This is a genomic window from Rhodococcus sp. AD45-ID (genome assembly GCF_003023755.1).
GTDB classification, from domain to species: domain Bacteria; phylum Actinomycetota; class Actinomycetes; order Mycobacteriales; family Mycobacteriaceae; genus Rhodococcus_F; species Rhodococcus_F globerula.
On sequence record NZ_PYHL01000001.1, the window covers coordinates 2,190,589 to 2,206,218 of the forward strand.

The 15,630-nt window shown below is 61.8% G+C and carries 14 protein-coding genes; 6 read left to right on the forward strand and 8 right to left on the reverse strand.

Annotation, left to right across the window (positions count from 1 at the left end):
• The first annotated feature begins 269 nt into the window (after positions 1–269).
• The 5 genes from C7T36_RS09905 to C7T36_RS09925 all read left to right on the forward strand — a co-directional run bounded on the left by C7T36_RS09905 (position 270) and on the right by C7T36_RS09925 (position 6,349).
• Positions 270–1,607, forward strand: coding sequence for an MFS transporter (locus tag C7T36_RS09905; protein WP_374700884.1), 1,338 nt, complete (start codon positions 270–272; stop codon positions 1,605–1,607).
• 135 nt (positions 1,608–1,742) lie between these two features.
• Positions 1,743–2,873, forward strand: a complete 1,131-nt coding sequence (locus C7T36_RS09910) for a thiolase family protein (protein ID WP_045065010.1) — start codon at positions 1,743–1,745, stop codon at positions 2,871–2,873.
• A gap of 54 nt (positions 2,874–2,927) precedes the next feature.
• Complete coding sequence (locus C7T36_RS09915) at positions 2,928–3,692, forward strand: SDR family NAD(P)-dependent oxidoreductase (RefSeq protein WP_045065012.1); 765 nt, start codon at positions 2,928–2,930, stop codon at positions 3,690–3,692.
• A gap of 11 nt (positions 3,693–3,703) precedes the next feature.
• Positions 3,704–5,386, forward strand: coding sequence for a class I adenylate-forming enzyme family protein (locus C7T36_RS09920; protein ID WP_045065014.1), 1,683 nt, complete (start codon positions 3,704–3,706; stop codon positions 5,384–5,386).
• Positions 5,387–6,349 carry a nitronate monooxygenase family protein gene (locus tag C7T36_RS09925; protein ID WP_045065017.1) on the forward strand — a complete coding sequence of 321 codons (963 nt, stop codon included), beginning with the start codon at positions 5,387–5,389 and terminating at the stop codon, positions 6,347–6,349. It abuts the gene before it with no gap.
• On the opposite strand, the gene C7T36_RS09930 is transcribed toward C7T36_RS09925, so the two are convergent.
• The 6 genes from C7T36_RS09930 to C7T36_RS09955 are packed head-to-tail and all read right to left on the reverse strand — an operon-like array spanning position 6,346 to position 12,372.
• Positions 6,346–7,224 (reverse strand): LysR family transcriptional regulator, encoded by an 879-nt coding sequence (locus C7T36_RS09930; RefSeq protein WP_033233289.1) that lies wholly within the window; start codon positions 7,222–7,224, stop codon positions 6,346–6,348. The two genes, C7T36_RS09925 and C7T36_RS09930, sit on opposite strands and share 4 nt — an antisense overlap.
• Positions 7,225–7,227: 3 nt before the next feature.
• The gene (locus C7T36_RS09935; RefSeq protein WP_045065019.1) at positions 7,228–8,130 is read right to left on the reverse strand and encodes a LysR family transcriptional regulator; all 903 of its coding nucleotides are present in this window, start codon (positions 8,128–8,130) and stop codon (positions 7,228–7,230) included.
• A gap of 30 nt (positions 8,131–8,160) precedes the next feature.
• Positions 8,161–8,973, reverse strand: coding sequence for an enoyl-CoA hydratase/isomerase family protein (locus C7T36_RS09940; RefSeq protein ID WP_045066717.1), 813 nt, complete (start codon positions 8,971–8,973; stop codon positions 8,161–8,163).
• The gene (locus tag C7T36_RS09945) at positions 8,970–9,731 is read right to left on the reverse strand and encodes a crotonase/enoyl-CoA hydratase family protein (protein ID WP_033233296.1); all 762 of its coding nucleotides are present in this window, start codon (positions 9,729–9,731) and stop codon (positions 8,970–8,972) included. The genes C7T36_RS09940 and C7T36_RS09945 overlap by 4 nt, the downstream gene beginning before the upstream one ends.
• 38 nt (positions 9,732–9,769) lie before the next feature.
• A complete protein-coding gene (locus tag C7T36_RS09950; RefSeq protein WP_045065021.1) occupies positions 9,770–10,816 on the reverse strand; it encodes an MBL fold metallo-hydrolase in 1,047 nt (348 codons plus the stop codon).
• On the reverse strand, positions 10,813–12,372 hold the full coding sequence (locus C7T36_RS09955; protein WP_045066718.1) for a long-chain-fatty-acid--CoA ligase: 1,560 nt from the start codon (positions 12,370–12,372) through the stop codon (positions 10,813–10,815). The genes C7T36_RS09950 and C7T36_RS09955 overlap by 4 nt, the downstream gene beginning before the upstream one ends.
• 159 nt (positions 12,373–12,531) lie before the next feature.
• Between C7T36_RS09955 and C7T36_RS09960 the strand changes: the two genes are divergently transcribed.
• Positions 12,532–13,476, forward strand: a complete 945-nt coding sequence (locus C7T36_RS09960) for a LysR family transcriptional regulator (RefSeq protein WP_052683364.1) — start codon at positions 12,532–12,534, stop codon at positions 13,474–13,476.
• Here the strand turns inward: C7T36_RS09960 and C7T36_RS09965 are convergent.
• Together C7T36_RS09965 and C7T36_RS09970 are read right to left on the reverse strand one after the other, a co-directional pair.
• The gene (locus tag C7T36_RS09965) at positions 13,410–14,300 is read right to left on the reverse strand and encodes a LysR family transcriptional regulator (protein WP_045065024.1); all 891 of its coding nucleotides are present in this window, start codon (positions 14,298–14,300) and stop codon (positions 13,410–13,412) included. The genes C7T36_RS09960 and C7T36_RS09965 overlap by 67 nt on opposite strands.
• Before the next feature lie 33 nt (positions 14,301–14,333).
• Positions 14,334–15,524, reverse strand: a complete 1,191-nt coding sequence (locus C7T36_RS09970) for an acyl-CoA dehydrogenase family protein (protein WP_045065026.1) — start codon at positions 15,522–15,524, stop codon at positions 14,334–14,336.
• Positions 15,525–15,630: the final 106 nt, after the last annotated feature.

The following is a 15,630-nucleotide window of genomic DNA, read 5'->3' on the forward strand; positions in this document are numbered from 1 at the left end:
GAGGGTGATCCTTTTTCTCACCTTGCCTCAATTTGCTGCGTGCGATCCAACACCCATCACCTATGTGTCCGATAGGGCATTCCAATACCCCCTGACCTGCGATACATAGGTAACCGCTATCGTTCCGATCACCGACGCGACATTGCCGAAAGTGACCCAGAACACGTTGAATAGGACAGCCGGCAACGCACACAATCGATCGCTTCGAGGCCGTGCTTCGATCACGATCGCCACCGCCTACCAACCTCGAAGGGACGCCCGTGACCAACATCGCGCAGCATCGTAACGACGTCCAACCAGAATCGTCTGTCGTCCCGGTCTTCGGCACCCGCAAGCGTGCATGGACGATGACCGGACTGGTCGTCTTCCTCTACGTCGTCAACTACGCCGACAAAGCAGTCCTCGGAATCATCGCTCAGCCGCTTGCACGTGAGCTCGGACTGAAGTCGTCGCAAATCGGCATGGTCGGCTCACTGTTCTTCCTGATGTTCTGCATCGGTGGCTTCATGGCCGGACCCCTGAACAAGTACCTGACCCTTCGTTGGGCGCTGCTGATCTTGGCGGCGATCTGGTCCGTGGTCATGCTCCCCCTCGTTCTCGGCGCAAGTCTCGCAATGCTGATCGTCTCGAGAATGCTGCTCGGACTTGCCGAAGGACCCAGTTCGGCTCTGATGCACACCGCCGCATATTCGTGGCACCCACCGGCCAAGCGCGGCCTTCCCGGCGCGATGCTCGCCGGATCCGCTTCCGTCGCAAAGATTGCCCTCGCTCCCGTGCTGACGTTCATCGCCGTTCATTACGGTTGGCGCGCAGCAGTTCTCTCGCTCTCCGTTCTCGGTCTGGTGTGGATGGGTTGCTGGCTGGCCGGTTGGTCCGAAGGACCGTACACGAGCAAGGCAGTCAAGGCGACCAAGCAAGCAGATACCGAAGAAGCAGTCGAGACGACTGCAAAAGCAGTCACCGAACCGAACGTTCCGTGGCGCAAGATCCTGCTCTCCCGCACGTTTGTCAGCTGCTGCTTCCTCATCGCCGCCATCTACGCGCTGACCACCGTCGTCCTCACCTGGCTGCCGTCGTACTTCGAGGTCGGCCTCGGTTACAGTGCGATGCAAGCCGGTTCGATGTTTGCACTGCCGTCGATCGTGGGCCTGATCCTCATGATCACCTCCGGTTCCGTCACCGACAAGTTGATCGGCCGCGGTTTCACGTCTCGCACAGTTCGCATCATCGTTCCCTGTGTCGGCGTTCTGATCTGCGGATCGATTCTCCTGTTCCTCCCCCAGATCTCCGCTCCCGCCCTCGCGGTCGCCATGGTGTCGATCGGCTACGGATTCTCGGCAATCACTTTCCCACTCATCAACGCCGCGATCTCCGAACTGTGCCCGCCGCAGCAGACTGCCGGAACCATGGGATTCTTCCTCGCCATCATGTCGATCGGTGGCCTGATTGCGCCTTACGCAACGGGAGTCATCGTGGATAACGCCGCAACGGCTGCCGACGGTTATGCCCAGTCCTTCCAGGCAATCGGCATCATCGGCGTCATTGCAGCGGTTCTGGTACTCGTCTTCGCCAATCCCGACCGCGACCGAAAGCTCATCCGCGGCTGAGAACTCCACTCATAGCCATTCGCTAACAAAGCCATTCACCGAAAGACATTGCCGGGTCACCCTTGCTCGTGATCGACTCGAAGCACGCCCCGACCACACAGTCGCAACACCGGGCACGAACAGCAGGAGAGACACATGCGAGATGCCGTCATCGTCGACGCAGTACGTACACCGATCGGCCGACGCGGCCGCGCCCTCTCGGAGATCCATCCGGCGGATCTGTCTGCACACGTGCTGCGTGCACTCGCCGAACGGACCGGACTCGACGCGGCAACGGTCGACGACGTGATCTGGGGATGCGTCAGTCAGGTCGGCGAACAGGCCGGAAGCATCGCCCGCACAGCGGCACTCGCCGCCGGTTGGCCCGACAGCGTTCCAGGTGTCACGCTGACCCGCGCCTGCGGATCGAGCCAACAGGCAGTCTCCTTCGCCGCGGCCACCGTCATCTCCGGCCAGAACGACGTGGTCGTAGCGGGCGGCGTCGAATCGATGTCACGAGTGCCGATGGGAACCGCCAGCAAGAACGGTGAACATTTCCCCGCTTCGGTACTCGAACGATTCGGCGTCGACGGATTCAGTCAGGGAACCGGCGCCGAAATGATGGCCCGCAAATGGACACTCACACGGACGGCTCTTGACGAATACTCCCTCCGCTCACACGAACTCGCGGCGCGCGCTACCGATGCGGGTGCATTTACCGGACAGATTGCTCCGATCGCCGACTTATCTCAGGACGAAGGAATTCGGCGAGGAGGAAGCCTGGAGTCGCTCGCGAAACTGCCGGCAGCATTCGACGCTGACGGAGTGATCCACGCCGGCAACTCTTCTCAGATTTCCGACGGAGCGGGCGCCACACTCGTCACGACCAGTGAGTACGCCCGAGCACGTGGCTGGAAGCCCCTCGTCCGTATTCACACAGCAGTTGTCGCGGCCGATGATCCTGTCATCATGCTCACCGGTCCGATTGCCGCCACGGCAAAGGCATTGGAGCGATCAGGGTTGTCCATCGACGACATCGGCGCCTTCGAGATCAACGAGGCATTCGCGCCCGTCCCACTGGCCTGGTTGGCGGAAACCGGCGCCGCCATCGATCGGCTGAATCCGCTCGGCGGCGCGATCGCGGTCGGCCACCCGCTCGGAGGATCCGGCGCCATTCTGATGACTCGGCTCGCGCATCACATGCGCGATAACGGAATCCGTTACGGACTGCAGTCGATGTGCGAAGCCGGCGGCATGGCCAACGCGACAATTCTCGAATTGATCTGACCCGACGTCATTGTCCGGTCTACTCGTCATCCAGCAGGAAAGAAGAACTGATTTATGAAACTCGAGGGACTTTCCACCGCGATCACCGGCGGCGCTTCAGGTTTGGGCCTGGCAACCGCTCGACGACTGCTCGACGCCGGAGCACACGTCACGTTGATCGACCTGCCTTCTTCCGAAGGTAAGCAGATAGCCGCCGATCTCGGGGCAGCGGCACAGTTCGTCGAGGCCGACATCACCGACAGCGAACAATTCGCGGAAGCACTCGACGCGGCACACGAGCGTGGTGGCCTACGCGCTGTTGTCCACTGCGCCGGCGCCGGACGTCGGATGCGCATTCTCGACAAGGACGGTAAAGCCGGATCGGTCGAGGATTTCGAGTTCGTCGTCAAACTCAATCTCGTCGGTTCGTTCAACGCACTCCGTCTCGGCGCCGAGCGGATGGCAGAACTCGATGTCGTGGACGGTGAGCGCGGCGCCATCGTCATGACGGCGTCGGTCGCAGCCTTCGAAGGTCAGATCGGCCAGATCAACTACACGGCATCCAAAGCCGGGATCGTCGGTATGACCGTCACCGCTGCCCGCGATCTCGCCAGCCGAGGTATCCGCGTCAACACCATCGCGCCAGGCATCATGGACACACCATTGCTGGCACGTCTGCGCGAAGACGTGCGGGCAGGCCTCGAAGCCTCGGTTCCCAATCCGTCGCGGCTAGGGCGCCCCGACGAGTTCGGCCAGCTAGCAGTATCCATCCTCGAAAACGGCTACCTCAACGGCGAAACCATCAGACTCGACGGCGCTATCCGAATGGCGCCCAGGTGACGGGCGGGGGCATGACCGCCAATCCACAACTGCGCCACAACATGCAGTATCCAGACACCACCATGGCGTACTGGGCGCCCAGCATGGCGGCTCTCTACGGTGACCGCCTCGCCGTCGTGGACGGTGAGCGTGCGTGCACGTTCCGCGAACTCGGCGAGCGCAGTGCACAATTCGCCGGCGCGCTGCGACAGTCCGGGGTCGGTGTCGGTGATGTCGTGTTGCTACACCTCGGAAACTCCGTCGAGTTCCTGCAGGCCTACTACGGCTGCCTGCAGGCCGGGGCAACGGTCACGTTGGTCAACCCATTGCAGCCGGAACCGGGATTGCGCAAGCAGATCGAGGAGACGTCGGCCGTCGCTGCTGTCACTCAAAGCGCACAGCTGCACACACTCCTCGCGGCAGCGTCGGGAACCTCCGTCCGCACGATCGTCATGGTTCAGGACCCCGACGTCGCCGTTGACGCACCGGAGCCCGTCGTCGCGTTCGGCTCCTTCATCGCGGGTCTACCCACCGAATTCACCCCTGCCTCCGTCCGAAGTGACGACGTCGCGCACATTGCGTTCACCGGCGGCACCACCGGAGTCTCCAAAGGCGTTCGCGTTCTGCACCGCAACGTAGTCGGCAACGTCACCCAGATGTGTGGCTGGCGAACCGGGCACGAGTTGGACGTAGGTGCCGACGGACTCGTCACGCCGAGGCCCATCGACGGCCTCGACGTGCTCGGGCCGACGCCGGGAACGGGGGCGACCATCGTGGTCTCGCCTCTCTTCCACGCACATTCGTTGCTCAACACGTCATTCCTGTTGATTTCCGGCCTCACTCAAGTTTTTGCCGGCCGGTTCGAACCCGGTCGGATGCTCGAATTGATCGAGAAGCACGGGGCCACCTATCTCACCGGCTCACCAGCCATGTGGCACGCACTGTCGGTCCACCCCGACGCGAACGTGCGCAACACCGACAGCGTCTGCGTCGTGTCCTCGGGCGCCGCCCCGATCGACAGCGTCACGCTAGCAGCTCTCCGCCGCGCATTTCCCAAAGCTCTTGTCGTCGAGGGTTACGGGCTGACCGAGGCGACGTGTGTTGTCACGGCAGCTCCGCTGATCAACGGTTCGGAATACCGTCAGGGCAGCGTCGGGTTCCCGATCTTCGACACCGAGATCCAGATTCGCGACCAGATCGACAGGCACACAGTTCTCGGCGAGAACGAACGCGGCGAACTATGGGTACGCGGACCTCAGGTCACCGACGGCTATCTCGGCCACCCGGAAACCACCGCACAGCAATTTGTCGACGGGTGGCTGGATACCGGAGACATCGCGTACGAGGATTCGGACGGATACCTCTTCATCTGCGACCGGGCCAAGGACATGCTGATCTACAAGGGGTACAACGTCTACCCCCGTGAACTCGAGGAGATTCTGGTCTCACACCCGGCGATCTCGACGGCTGCGGTCGTCGGCCGCGAGGTGGGAAGCAACGGTCAAGAGCCGGTGGCTTTTGTCGTGATGATTCCCGGAGCTGAATTCGACGCCGAGCAGATCAAGTCGTTTGTCGCCGAACAGGTGCTGCCGTACAAGAAGATTCGCGAAGTTGTCGAGGTCGAACTACTCCCCACCTCCGCCGCGGGCAAGGTCCTCAAGACCGACCTTCGCTCGAGGCTTCTCGAATCCGTCGACAAGACAGGTGGTTCCTAGATGACAACCTTCGCCGATCTGACCTCTCGGTTGCGGGTACCGGTTCTCGCCTCACCGATGTTCATCATCTCGACTCCTGACCTCGTCATCGCACAGTGCACCGCTGGGATCATCGGGTCGTTCCCGGCACTGAATGCTCGCCCACAATCAGCGCTTCGGGATTGGCTCAAACTGATCACGGTGGCGCGTGAGGAACACGACCGTGAGCACCCGGAAACCCCGTCGGCGCCGTTCGCCGTCAACCTCATCGTCCACCGGTCCAACAACCGACTGGAAGAGGACCTGGCAACCATCGCCGAGTTCGAGGTTCCCATCGTCATCACCTCGCTCGGCGCTCGCACCGACATCAACGATGCCGTCCATGCGTACGGCGGAATCGTTCTTCACGACGTCATCGACAACCGCTTTGCGCGCAAGGCCGTCGAAAAGGGTGCCGACGGACTGATTGCGGTAGCTGCCGGTGCCGGTGGTCATGCCGGTACGCAATCACCGTTCGCTCTGATTCGCGAGATCCGGGAGTGGTTCGCCGGTCCAGTTCTGTTGTCTGGCGCCATCGCTCACGGAGATTCGATTCTCGCTGCACTCGCTGCGGGAGCCGACTTGGCCTACGTCGGCTCGGCATTCATCGCAACCGAAGAGGCTAACGCCGATCCCGCGTACAAGGAGATGATCGTGGGTTCCGGGGCTTCCGACATCGTCTACTCCAACCTGTTCACCGGAGTACACGGAAACTACCTGCGCGGCAGCATCGAGGCCGCGGGATTGGACCCGGACAACCTAGCCGAATCCGATCCTTCCGCAATGAGTTTCGCGACGACCGACACCGATGCCAAGGCGTGGCGCGACATTTGGGGCGCCGGTCAGGGAATCGGACCGATCGACGCTGTCCTTCCGACACACGCAGTGGTCGAGCGTCTCGCCGCCGAGTTCGAGGCTGCGCGCGAACGTATCTGCCGTCTCTAGCCCGGCAGGCATTCGTGGACCAAGTCCACGAATGCCTGCCCCACCGGAGAGAGGATGGACGGGTCGAAGACAAGCCCGTACGTCCGCAGGAATCTCGGCTCACAGGCCCGCTCCACAACCTGTCCCGGCATCGACTTCGCCACGGCACGCTCGACCAACGACCCGCCGAGCCCGGCAATGACCATGGGCAGCCTCGATTCCCGCTGCTCAGTGACGACGGCGAGCTCGGTTCTCGTCCCAGCCTTGCGAATCGAGTCTTCGATAGCGTCGCCCATCGCTGCTCCGCGAGGAACAAAAACCATGGGAATGTCGGGCATCTCGGCAAGGCGCACCGGCCCCTCCGGAAGTTCGGTTCCGACAGGATAGACCAGTCGATAGTCCTGTTCCCCCAGCTCGATGATCTCGAATCCCTTCGCTGCTTCGAGGGGCAAATGGGCAACCGCGAATTCGCAATGGCCGTCACGGATCAGAGAATCGAGATTGTCTTCACGCTCCAACTCCGAAAACCTCACTCGCGCCCGGGGATACCGAATGCAGAACTCGGCGATCAGATCGACGATGGTCCCGGACGTGAGAGCGGGAAACGCCATGATGTCGAGTCGACCGACGACGGCGCCGTCAGCAGCAGTCAACTGCCCCTCGGCGGCAGCAACATCGCGGAGCACCTGACGGCTCGGCCCGACCAGACTGCGTCCGGCCGCACTGAGCACCATCCCCCGCCCGATCCGATGGAAGAGCCTTACTCCCAGTTCGCGTTCCAGCCCGCGCAGTGCCTGAGACACTGTCGGCTGAGCGACGCCCAGCGCGGCAGCCGCACCGCTGATTCCCTTGTTCTCGACAACCGCGAGAAAGTACTCCATCTGCCGAAATTCCACAGTTCACTCCCTCGCCGTGGATCCTGCAGCAGCGGTGGCCATTTCGGCTACTGTTGCGATGAAAGCGGCAGCCGCGGGTGACTGCTCACCGGCGCGATAGACAAGACCGACGTCTCGGGCCAGCGGCGGATCGAACGAGAACGCGAGCACATCCTTCATCTGTTGCTGCGCAACCTTTCTCGGCACAACCGTGGCTCCGATGCCCCGACGCACGAGTTCCCAGGTGGTCACGGGGTGCACACAATCCACCACGACGTTCTCTGCACCGGCACTGAGCAGAGAACGGAATTGGTTCGATTGATCTCCGAGATCTACCACCAGTGGCAGAGCATGGAGGACGTCGCGCCGAACCGGATCGACCAACGGTTTCACAAGCCTGTCGGACAACGACACATGTGTGGCGAGCACCATCTCCTGGGTCGTTATCGGTGCGGTGACCAGACCTTCGTATCCGATACTCAGATCGGTGACTCCGACCTCGGCGGATCCACGCCTCAGGGCAGCATCCACTCCGGCCGGCCCGAAGGTATCGAGAACCCGCACGACAATCTTCGGAAAGTTGGCCCGGAATCGCCGAACCAACTCGACCATCGGATCGATCGAGAATGCCGAGTACGACACGACGTCGACACGACCGAACTCGAGTTCACGGACGGCGGTCACCTTGGCCTTCGCGCGCTCGACGTCGGCAAGGATTCGCCTGGCCGCGAGATCGAATGTGCGGCCCGCATCGGTGAGGACCAGACGTCTTCCCGTCCGGTCGAACAAAGTGGCACCCAATCGGCGTTCAAGCGTACGAATCGCCTGAGAAAGCGAAGGTTGCGAAATGTAGAGAGACTGAGCGGCCTTCGTTATCCCACCGTGGTCGACAACAGCGACGAAGTAGGTAACAAAGTGCAGATCCACTCACCCATCATACGACCAGCGATGCATCCCTCATTCCACTCTAGGTGCCCCTGGTACCGCCCACTCTCCGGTGAAGACCGGTTCGCGCTTTTCCACGAAGGCTCGAACTGCGTCGGTAGCGTCCGTCGCGAAATTGACGGCCTGTGCCCTCGCCTCGTTGTCCAACGCCTCTCGTAAGGTCAGCGAGGTGTGCTGCTCGAGCATGGCAGCAGACTGACTCAATGCGGCAGGCGGACCGTCAGCCAACCGCTGCGCAAGTTCGGCCGTGCGTTCGTCGAGTTCGGCCGGTTCGACCAGATAGGTCACCAATCCGAGTTCGTAGGCTTCCCGTGCGTCGATCGTCTCGGCGAGCATCACCAAACGTTTGGCTTGCTGGACGCCGACCAGCCTCGGCAGGATCCACGACCCGCCGAAGTCGACGGACAACCCCCGTTTGGCAAAGATCTGACTGAACTTCGTACCCTGTGCCGCCACCACGAAGTCGCAGAGCAATGCCATGTTCCATCCGGCTCCGACCGCAAACCCTTCGACCTTCGCCACCAGGGGCTTGGAAAACTCACCCAGTGCGATCGCGGTTGCGTTGATGACTCGCATGCGATCGAGCGGGTGCGACGAGCCTCGCTTGTCGAGATCGGAGCCCGCACAGAAGGTGCCGCCCGCGCCGGTCAGGATCACGGAGCGAATCTGCGAGTCCTCCTGAAGTTCGTGCAGTGCCTCGCGCAGAGCGATCCAGGCCTCGAGGTCCAGGGCGTTGCGACGGTGTGGTCGGTCGAGCACGATCGTGGCAACAGCGCCGATGCGCTCGACACTGACGGCCGCACGCTCGATGGTTTCGGCACTCACGAGCCACTCCACACGGGAGAACGCTTCTCGGCAAATGCCGTAGCGCCTTCCTTGGCATCACGGGAAGCAAAGACCGGATCGATGAATTCGCGCTGCGCGACAAAAGCATCCGGGTCGGTGTACTTCGCGGACATCGCGAGGACCTGCTTGGTTGCTCGAACTGCCAATGGACCGTTTGCCGCCACCCGCGCCGCAAGTTCACGTGCGACCGCCAGTGCTTGTCCAGGTTCGGCGAGCCGATTGACCAGCCCGTGATGATGCGCCAACGTGGCGCTGAGCGGGTCACCGGTGATTGCGATCTCCATGGCCAGCTGATACGGCAGGATCTTGGGCAGACGCAGAAGACCGCCGGCGGCAGCGGCAAGCCCCCGCTTCACTTCGGGCAAGCCGAATTTCGCATCGGTAGACGCCACGATCAGGTCGGCCGCCAAGGCCAGTTCACAGCCGCCTGCCAGCGCCCAACCCTCGACTGCTGCGATCAACGGCTTCGACGGCGGGGCCTCGGTCAATCCGGCAAATCCACGACCGGGGAGTGACGGCCGTTCTCCGCGCGCGAATCCCTTGAGATCCATACCGGCGCAGAAGGTTCCACCAGATCCGGTCAGAATGCCGATAGTAAGATCTGACCTCGCCTCGAACTCGTCGATCGCCGCAGCCAAGGCTTGTGCAAGTTCGAGGTTGACCGCATTCTTGGCCTCGGGTCGATTGAGTGTGATGACGGCGATGCCGTCGGCGAAGTCGGTGAGCACAACGCTCATGTTCGGTTCCTACTTCCGTGATGAGAATTTTTGAATGGTCACAGCGATCGAAGACTCCATCGCACGGGCGAACGGCCGGACGCGGTCACCATCTCGCGCTTGGCCAACACCACCAGATGAGCGTGGGTTTCGCGGACTGCCAGGCGAAGTAGTCGCGGCGACATCTGATCGAACGGGCGAGACCAGGAGATCGTGCGCGACAGTTCCCAGGCCGTCGATTCGGGATCGGCCGCAACGGCCGCAACGATTTCCGACAGCCTCGCCTCGTGATGTCCCATCAACTGACGTGCGCGATCGGCGATCCCGCGGAATCGATACTCGTGTGCGGGCAGCACCTCGCATTCACCCAAGGCTGTTGTTGCCTCGAGTGAGAGCAGGTAGCGATGCAGCGGATTCTCGAGTTCACCGGGAACCGTGGAGATGTTCGGACTGATCCGCGGCAGCATGTGATCACCGCTGAACAACAAGCCCCTGCCCTCTTCCACGAAGCAGAGGTGTCCGGGTGTGTGCCCCGGCGTCCATTGCGCGCGGAGATTCCATCCCGGTAGATCGAGTGGATCTCCATCGCCCAGAACAACGTCGATTGATTCATGCTCGCCGAACCGCACCAGATCGACCCGAGACGCGTCGAGTACTGCAGTCGGCGCTCCGAGTTCGGACAGTTGCACATTCCAGCCGGTGATGTCCTCGCGTGTCTGCTCGGGACCGTGGTATCCGAGTAGCGTCGCATCAGCCACATGCATTGCCAGTGTTGCGCCGCTGACTTGTCGAAGACGCGGCGCCAGACCGAAGTGATCGGGATGCAGGTGTGTGATTGCCGCATACCGCACTTCGGAAACGTGGTAACCGATCGACGCTATGCCGTCCACGAGAGCCTGCCACGACTGTTCGTGATCCCAACCGACGTCGATGAGTGCAAGTCCATGATCGAGCGCGAGCGCGTAGACGAGCACGTAACGCAAGGGGTTGTCCGGCATAGGAACCGGAATCGACCACAAACCGTCCCGTACCTGTTCCACCGGCGGAAGAATGTTCTTCGCCCAGGCCTCGCGTTGTGCGACGCCGACGTCTTCGGTCACGATCACGATGCTTCTCCGCTCGCACTCAGCGTGGTTCGCAGGCTCGACTTGAGCAGTTTCCCGCTCGCATTGCGAGGTAGGGAGTCCACGAAATGGATCTGTCTGGGCTTCTTGTACGACGCCAACCTCGCTGCGCTGAAGGCGATCAGCTCGTCGACGCTTGGCATGTCGGCACCGTCGACCAGTTTGATCACCGCGGTGACGGATTCACCCCAGTGCTTGTCGGGAACCCCGACAACTGCTACTTCGGCAACCGAAGGATGCTCGGCCAGAATGGATTCCACTTCGATCGGATAGACGTTCTCGCCGCCGGTGATGATCATGTCCTTGAGACGGTCGGTGACAAACAGGTAGCCCTCGTCGTCCAGGTGCCCGGCGTCGCCCGTTCGAAGAAAGCCGTCGTGCGTGAACAATTCGGCGCTTTCGCGTTCACGTCGCCAGTATCCGCGTGTGTTGTTTCTGCTGCGCGCGACAATTTCTCCGGATTCGTTGGGCGGCAACTCCTCGCCCGTCATGACGTCGCGAATGGAGATCTCCACGCCGATCATCGGCTTTCCCGCGGACCGCAGTAACCCGGAGCGAGGCCCACTGACGTGATGGTCGTAGGCACGAAGTACGGACACAGACCCCGTTGTTTCGGTCATCCCGTAGCGCTGAACAAACTTGCAGTTCAGGACATTCATAGCGTGAGCGAGGAGCGCCGGCGTGATCGGCGACGCCCCATACGCAACCACCTCCAAGCTGGACAGATCGAAACCCTCGAGAGTGGGCAGATCGACCAGTGTCTGAATTACCGCCGGTACCAGAAATGCGTGGGTGACATGGTGTGTTGCAATGGCTTCAGCCACCCGGGCCGGCGCCATGTCGCCGAGCAGAACCATCGGCACCCCGGCCGACAGACACGTACTCATCCAGCCGGCACCAGCGATGTGAAAGAGGGGAAGTGCGTCCAGAGCCACTGCATTCGAACCGAATTCGTACACTTCGAACCCCACGGGTTCGTTGTACAAATTCCGGTGTGTGGCCACGACGCCTTTGGGGCGGCCGGTGGTCCCGGACGTGTACAGCTGCAGAACCGCGGTGTCCGGATCGTGCCCCAGTCCGGGGTCGATGCCCGTCCCGGACGCCACGAGCTCTGCCCAGGTTCGCGAATCTGTCACGCCCCCTTCATCTCCCACGGTAACAACCGTCACCTCCGGCAACACTGCGGAGATCGCGGTGGCCCCTAATGCGAACTCGTCGTCGACGATCAAGACGTCGAGTTCTGCGTCCTCGGCGACGTCCACGAGCTCCCGCGGACTGAGCCGCCAGTTCAACGGAACGAAGACCGCGCCCGCCTTTGCACACGCGATGAAAGTTTCCGCGCCTTCGAGGCCCATTCGCAGTAGTGCTCCGACACGAGCACCGCCCGTGGAAACCCCCACAAGTGCACTCGCCAACGCATTGGTCTCGGCATCGAGATCGGCACACGTCAATGTCCGGTCGCCGCACGTGATCACGGGGTCCGATGGTCGCGCCAACGCCGAGTGACGTATCCGGTTGGGCAGGTGAAGCTCGCTCACATCACGCTCCTGAGATTCGGCGGTACTGGAACAGTCGACCATCGCTATGGCCCGCGCCACAAAGACGAGTAGGCGCACCGAGCCATAGCTCAGACCTATATCGGCAGGTCGAAGGATGTCATCACAGTCGAGACGGCATCATCTGGGAGAATTCGTCAGATGCAGGCACCCGGGATGGACATTCGCAGCGCGCAGTACCTCGTTGCCGTTGTCGATCACGGCGGTGTCACCGCCGCCGCAAACGCACTGCACATCTCCCAGCCGTCGCTGTCACAGGCGGTGCGCAATCTCGAACGGACTCTCGGTTCCACACTGTTCGAGCGCACCGCCCGAGGCTTGATCCCCACCGCGGCCGGAGCAGCCGTCGCCGACGCTGCTCGGACACTACTGCGCGACGTCGCCAAGGCTGAGACCGCAGTCGCTGCAGTAATCGCACTGCAATCGGGTGAACTCACCATCGCTGTTCAATCCGACCTTGCGCTCGACTCGGTCGCCGATCTGGCTGGTCAGCTTCACCGCACCGCTCCGGGTATCACCTTCTCCACAACCGCGGCGCCCAGCGCCCACGAGGTGCTGGCCTTGGTCCGGTCGGGCAGGTGCGAACTCGGTTTTCTCGAACGCGATCTCGCGGACGGACCGTCGGACGGCCTTCTCGAGATCGAGACCAGCGCTCAGGAGATGGTTCTGTCGATCCCACCGGCACTTGCAGCCGACCTTCCCGATCCGGTGCCCCGCACGTCGATCGGGGCCCTGCCCATGATCGTCGAAACACGGACAAGCCGTCGCAGCTACCCGATCGGAGGCGACTGGGGCCTCGTCAACGTCGTCGCCGAGGTCCCCGATCGCCTGGCCGTTCGTGAGATGGTCGGCCACGGTGTCGGCGCCGCACTGCTACCCCGTTCCATCGCCGAGCAGGACTCCCCCGCGGCGAGCGTTCGATCGCTGGACCCACCAGTCATCCGACGGACACGCATCGTCTTTCGTGACGGTCCGTTGTCACCGGCTGCGGCGGCGCTGGTTTCGAATCTCCCTACCGCTCAGAGTCCTTCGACAAACATCTTCCCCAACGGTGACAATCTCTCCGGATCGAACTCGATGCCGTAGGTCAGCGAGATCACTGGATTCAACGGGAAAATCTCGGCCCCCGACGCAGCTGCACGCTCGGCAAGCGAACGTTCCATGAACGCCATACCCAAACCGGCGAGGACAAATTCCCCGACGGTTTCCCGCTGCGCAAGTTCCGTCGACATCCGCGTTCTGGCACCAGCAGCATGCAAAGAAGACTCGATGACGATCCGGGCCTGTGAGTGCTTCAGCACCCCGACCACGGGAAGATCAGGAAGCGCGGTCAACGAGACAGGCTCTCCCACAGTAGGTTTAATTCCACGTGGCCAGACCGAGAGCGGCGCCTGCGGGGGAAGAGCAAGCCAGTAGTCGTTCACTCCGATGACGTGTGTCGACAGTTCAGACATCTCCGGTGGCCAATAACTGAAAACCAGCTCGCACACCCCGTCAGCCAATACCTGTTCGGCGGTATCGCCGCGTGGGAGCTCGCTGACACGCACCGTGATTCCCGGGCAGCGTCGACGGAAATCGGCCACGATCCGCGCCACCGGCCCCTCCAGTCCCTGAGCGGCAGAGCAGATGTCCAGGCGGCCCTTTGGTTCGATATCAACCCCGATCGCAGCAGTGGACGCAGCTGCGCTACTTCGCATCATTTGCCGAGCGGGCCCGATCAGTGCGCGTCCGGCCGACGTCAAGACAAGACCCCGACCGACGCGGTGGAAGAGTTCGACGCCCAGTTCACGTTCGAGACCGCGAATACCTTGCGACAACGACGGCTTGGTCACCGACATGGACTGCGCCGCCGTCGCCAAGGACTCCCCGCCTGCAACGGCGAGAAAATACTCGATCTGACGTAGGTCCACCCGTCGATTTTACGACGCACGCCACTACGCGGTTCAGTTATACGAGCGCAACAGTCCCTTGCTGATGATCTGCTTCTGGATATCGCTGGTGCCCTCACCGATCAGCAGGAAGGGCGCCTCACGCATCAAGCGCTCGATCTCGTACTCCTTGGAGTACCCGTAACCGCCGTGAATACGGAAACTGTCCTGAGTGACTTCGGCACAGAACTCACTGGCCAGGTACTTCGCCATACCGGCAGCAACGTCGTTTCGTTCGCCCGAGTCCTTGAGCCGAGCCGCATTCACCATCATCAGATGGGCCGCTTCGACTTTGGTACCCATCTCCGCGATACGGAACGCGATGGCCTGATGCTCGGCAATCGGCTTACCGAATGTCTCACGCTGCTTTGCATACGTCACCGCAAGTTCGAAAGCACGCTGCGCGATACCGCATGCACGCGCCGCCACATTCACTCGGCCGACCTCGACACCATCCATCATGTGCCGAAACCCGACGCCGGGCTTGCCACCGAGAACCGCGTCCGCGCCGATCTCGAAACCGTCGAAGACCATCTCGGTCGTGTCGATTCCCTTGTAGCCCATCTTCTCGATCTTGCCGGGGATGGTCAGGCCGGGAAGAACTTCACCGAACCCCGCAGGCTTCTCGATCAGCAACGTCGTCAGATTGTTGTGCGCCTTCTCCGCGCCTTCGTCCGTCTTCACGAGCACAGCCACCAGAGTCGACGAACCACCGTTCGTCAGCCACATCTTCTGCCCGTTCACCACGTAGTCGCCGGATTCGGTGCGTTTCGCCTTGGTCGAGATGGCAGCAACGTCGGAACCCAGAGCCGGCTCCGACATCGAGAAAGCACCGGTGAGCTCCCCGGTAGCCAACCGCGGCAGGTAGTTCGCCTTCTGCTCCGGTGTCCCGTGCGCCGAAATCATGTGTGCCACTATGAAATGGGTGTTGATGACGCCGGACACGCTCATCCAGCCGCGAGCCAATTCCTCGACGCACAGTGCGTACGTCAGGAGGGATTCTCCGATGCCACCGAACTCCTCGTCGATCGTCAGACCGAACAGACCCATGTCCTTCATCTGCTTGACGATGTCCGTGGGATACGTGTCGGTGTGCTCAAGTTCTTGCGCGGCGGGAATCACCACACGATCGACGAATTCCCGCACGGCACCGATGATGTCGTTCTGCGTCTCGGTCAATCCTGCAGTCTGCGCCAAACGCGTCACTGTTCCACCTGTTCTTCGAGGGAGATCCTCCGACCATTCAATCCCCGAAACGCAAAGGTGTCAAAGTTCGACAACCATACGAATGGTTAGGGAAAAACTATGTCCG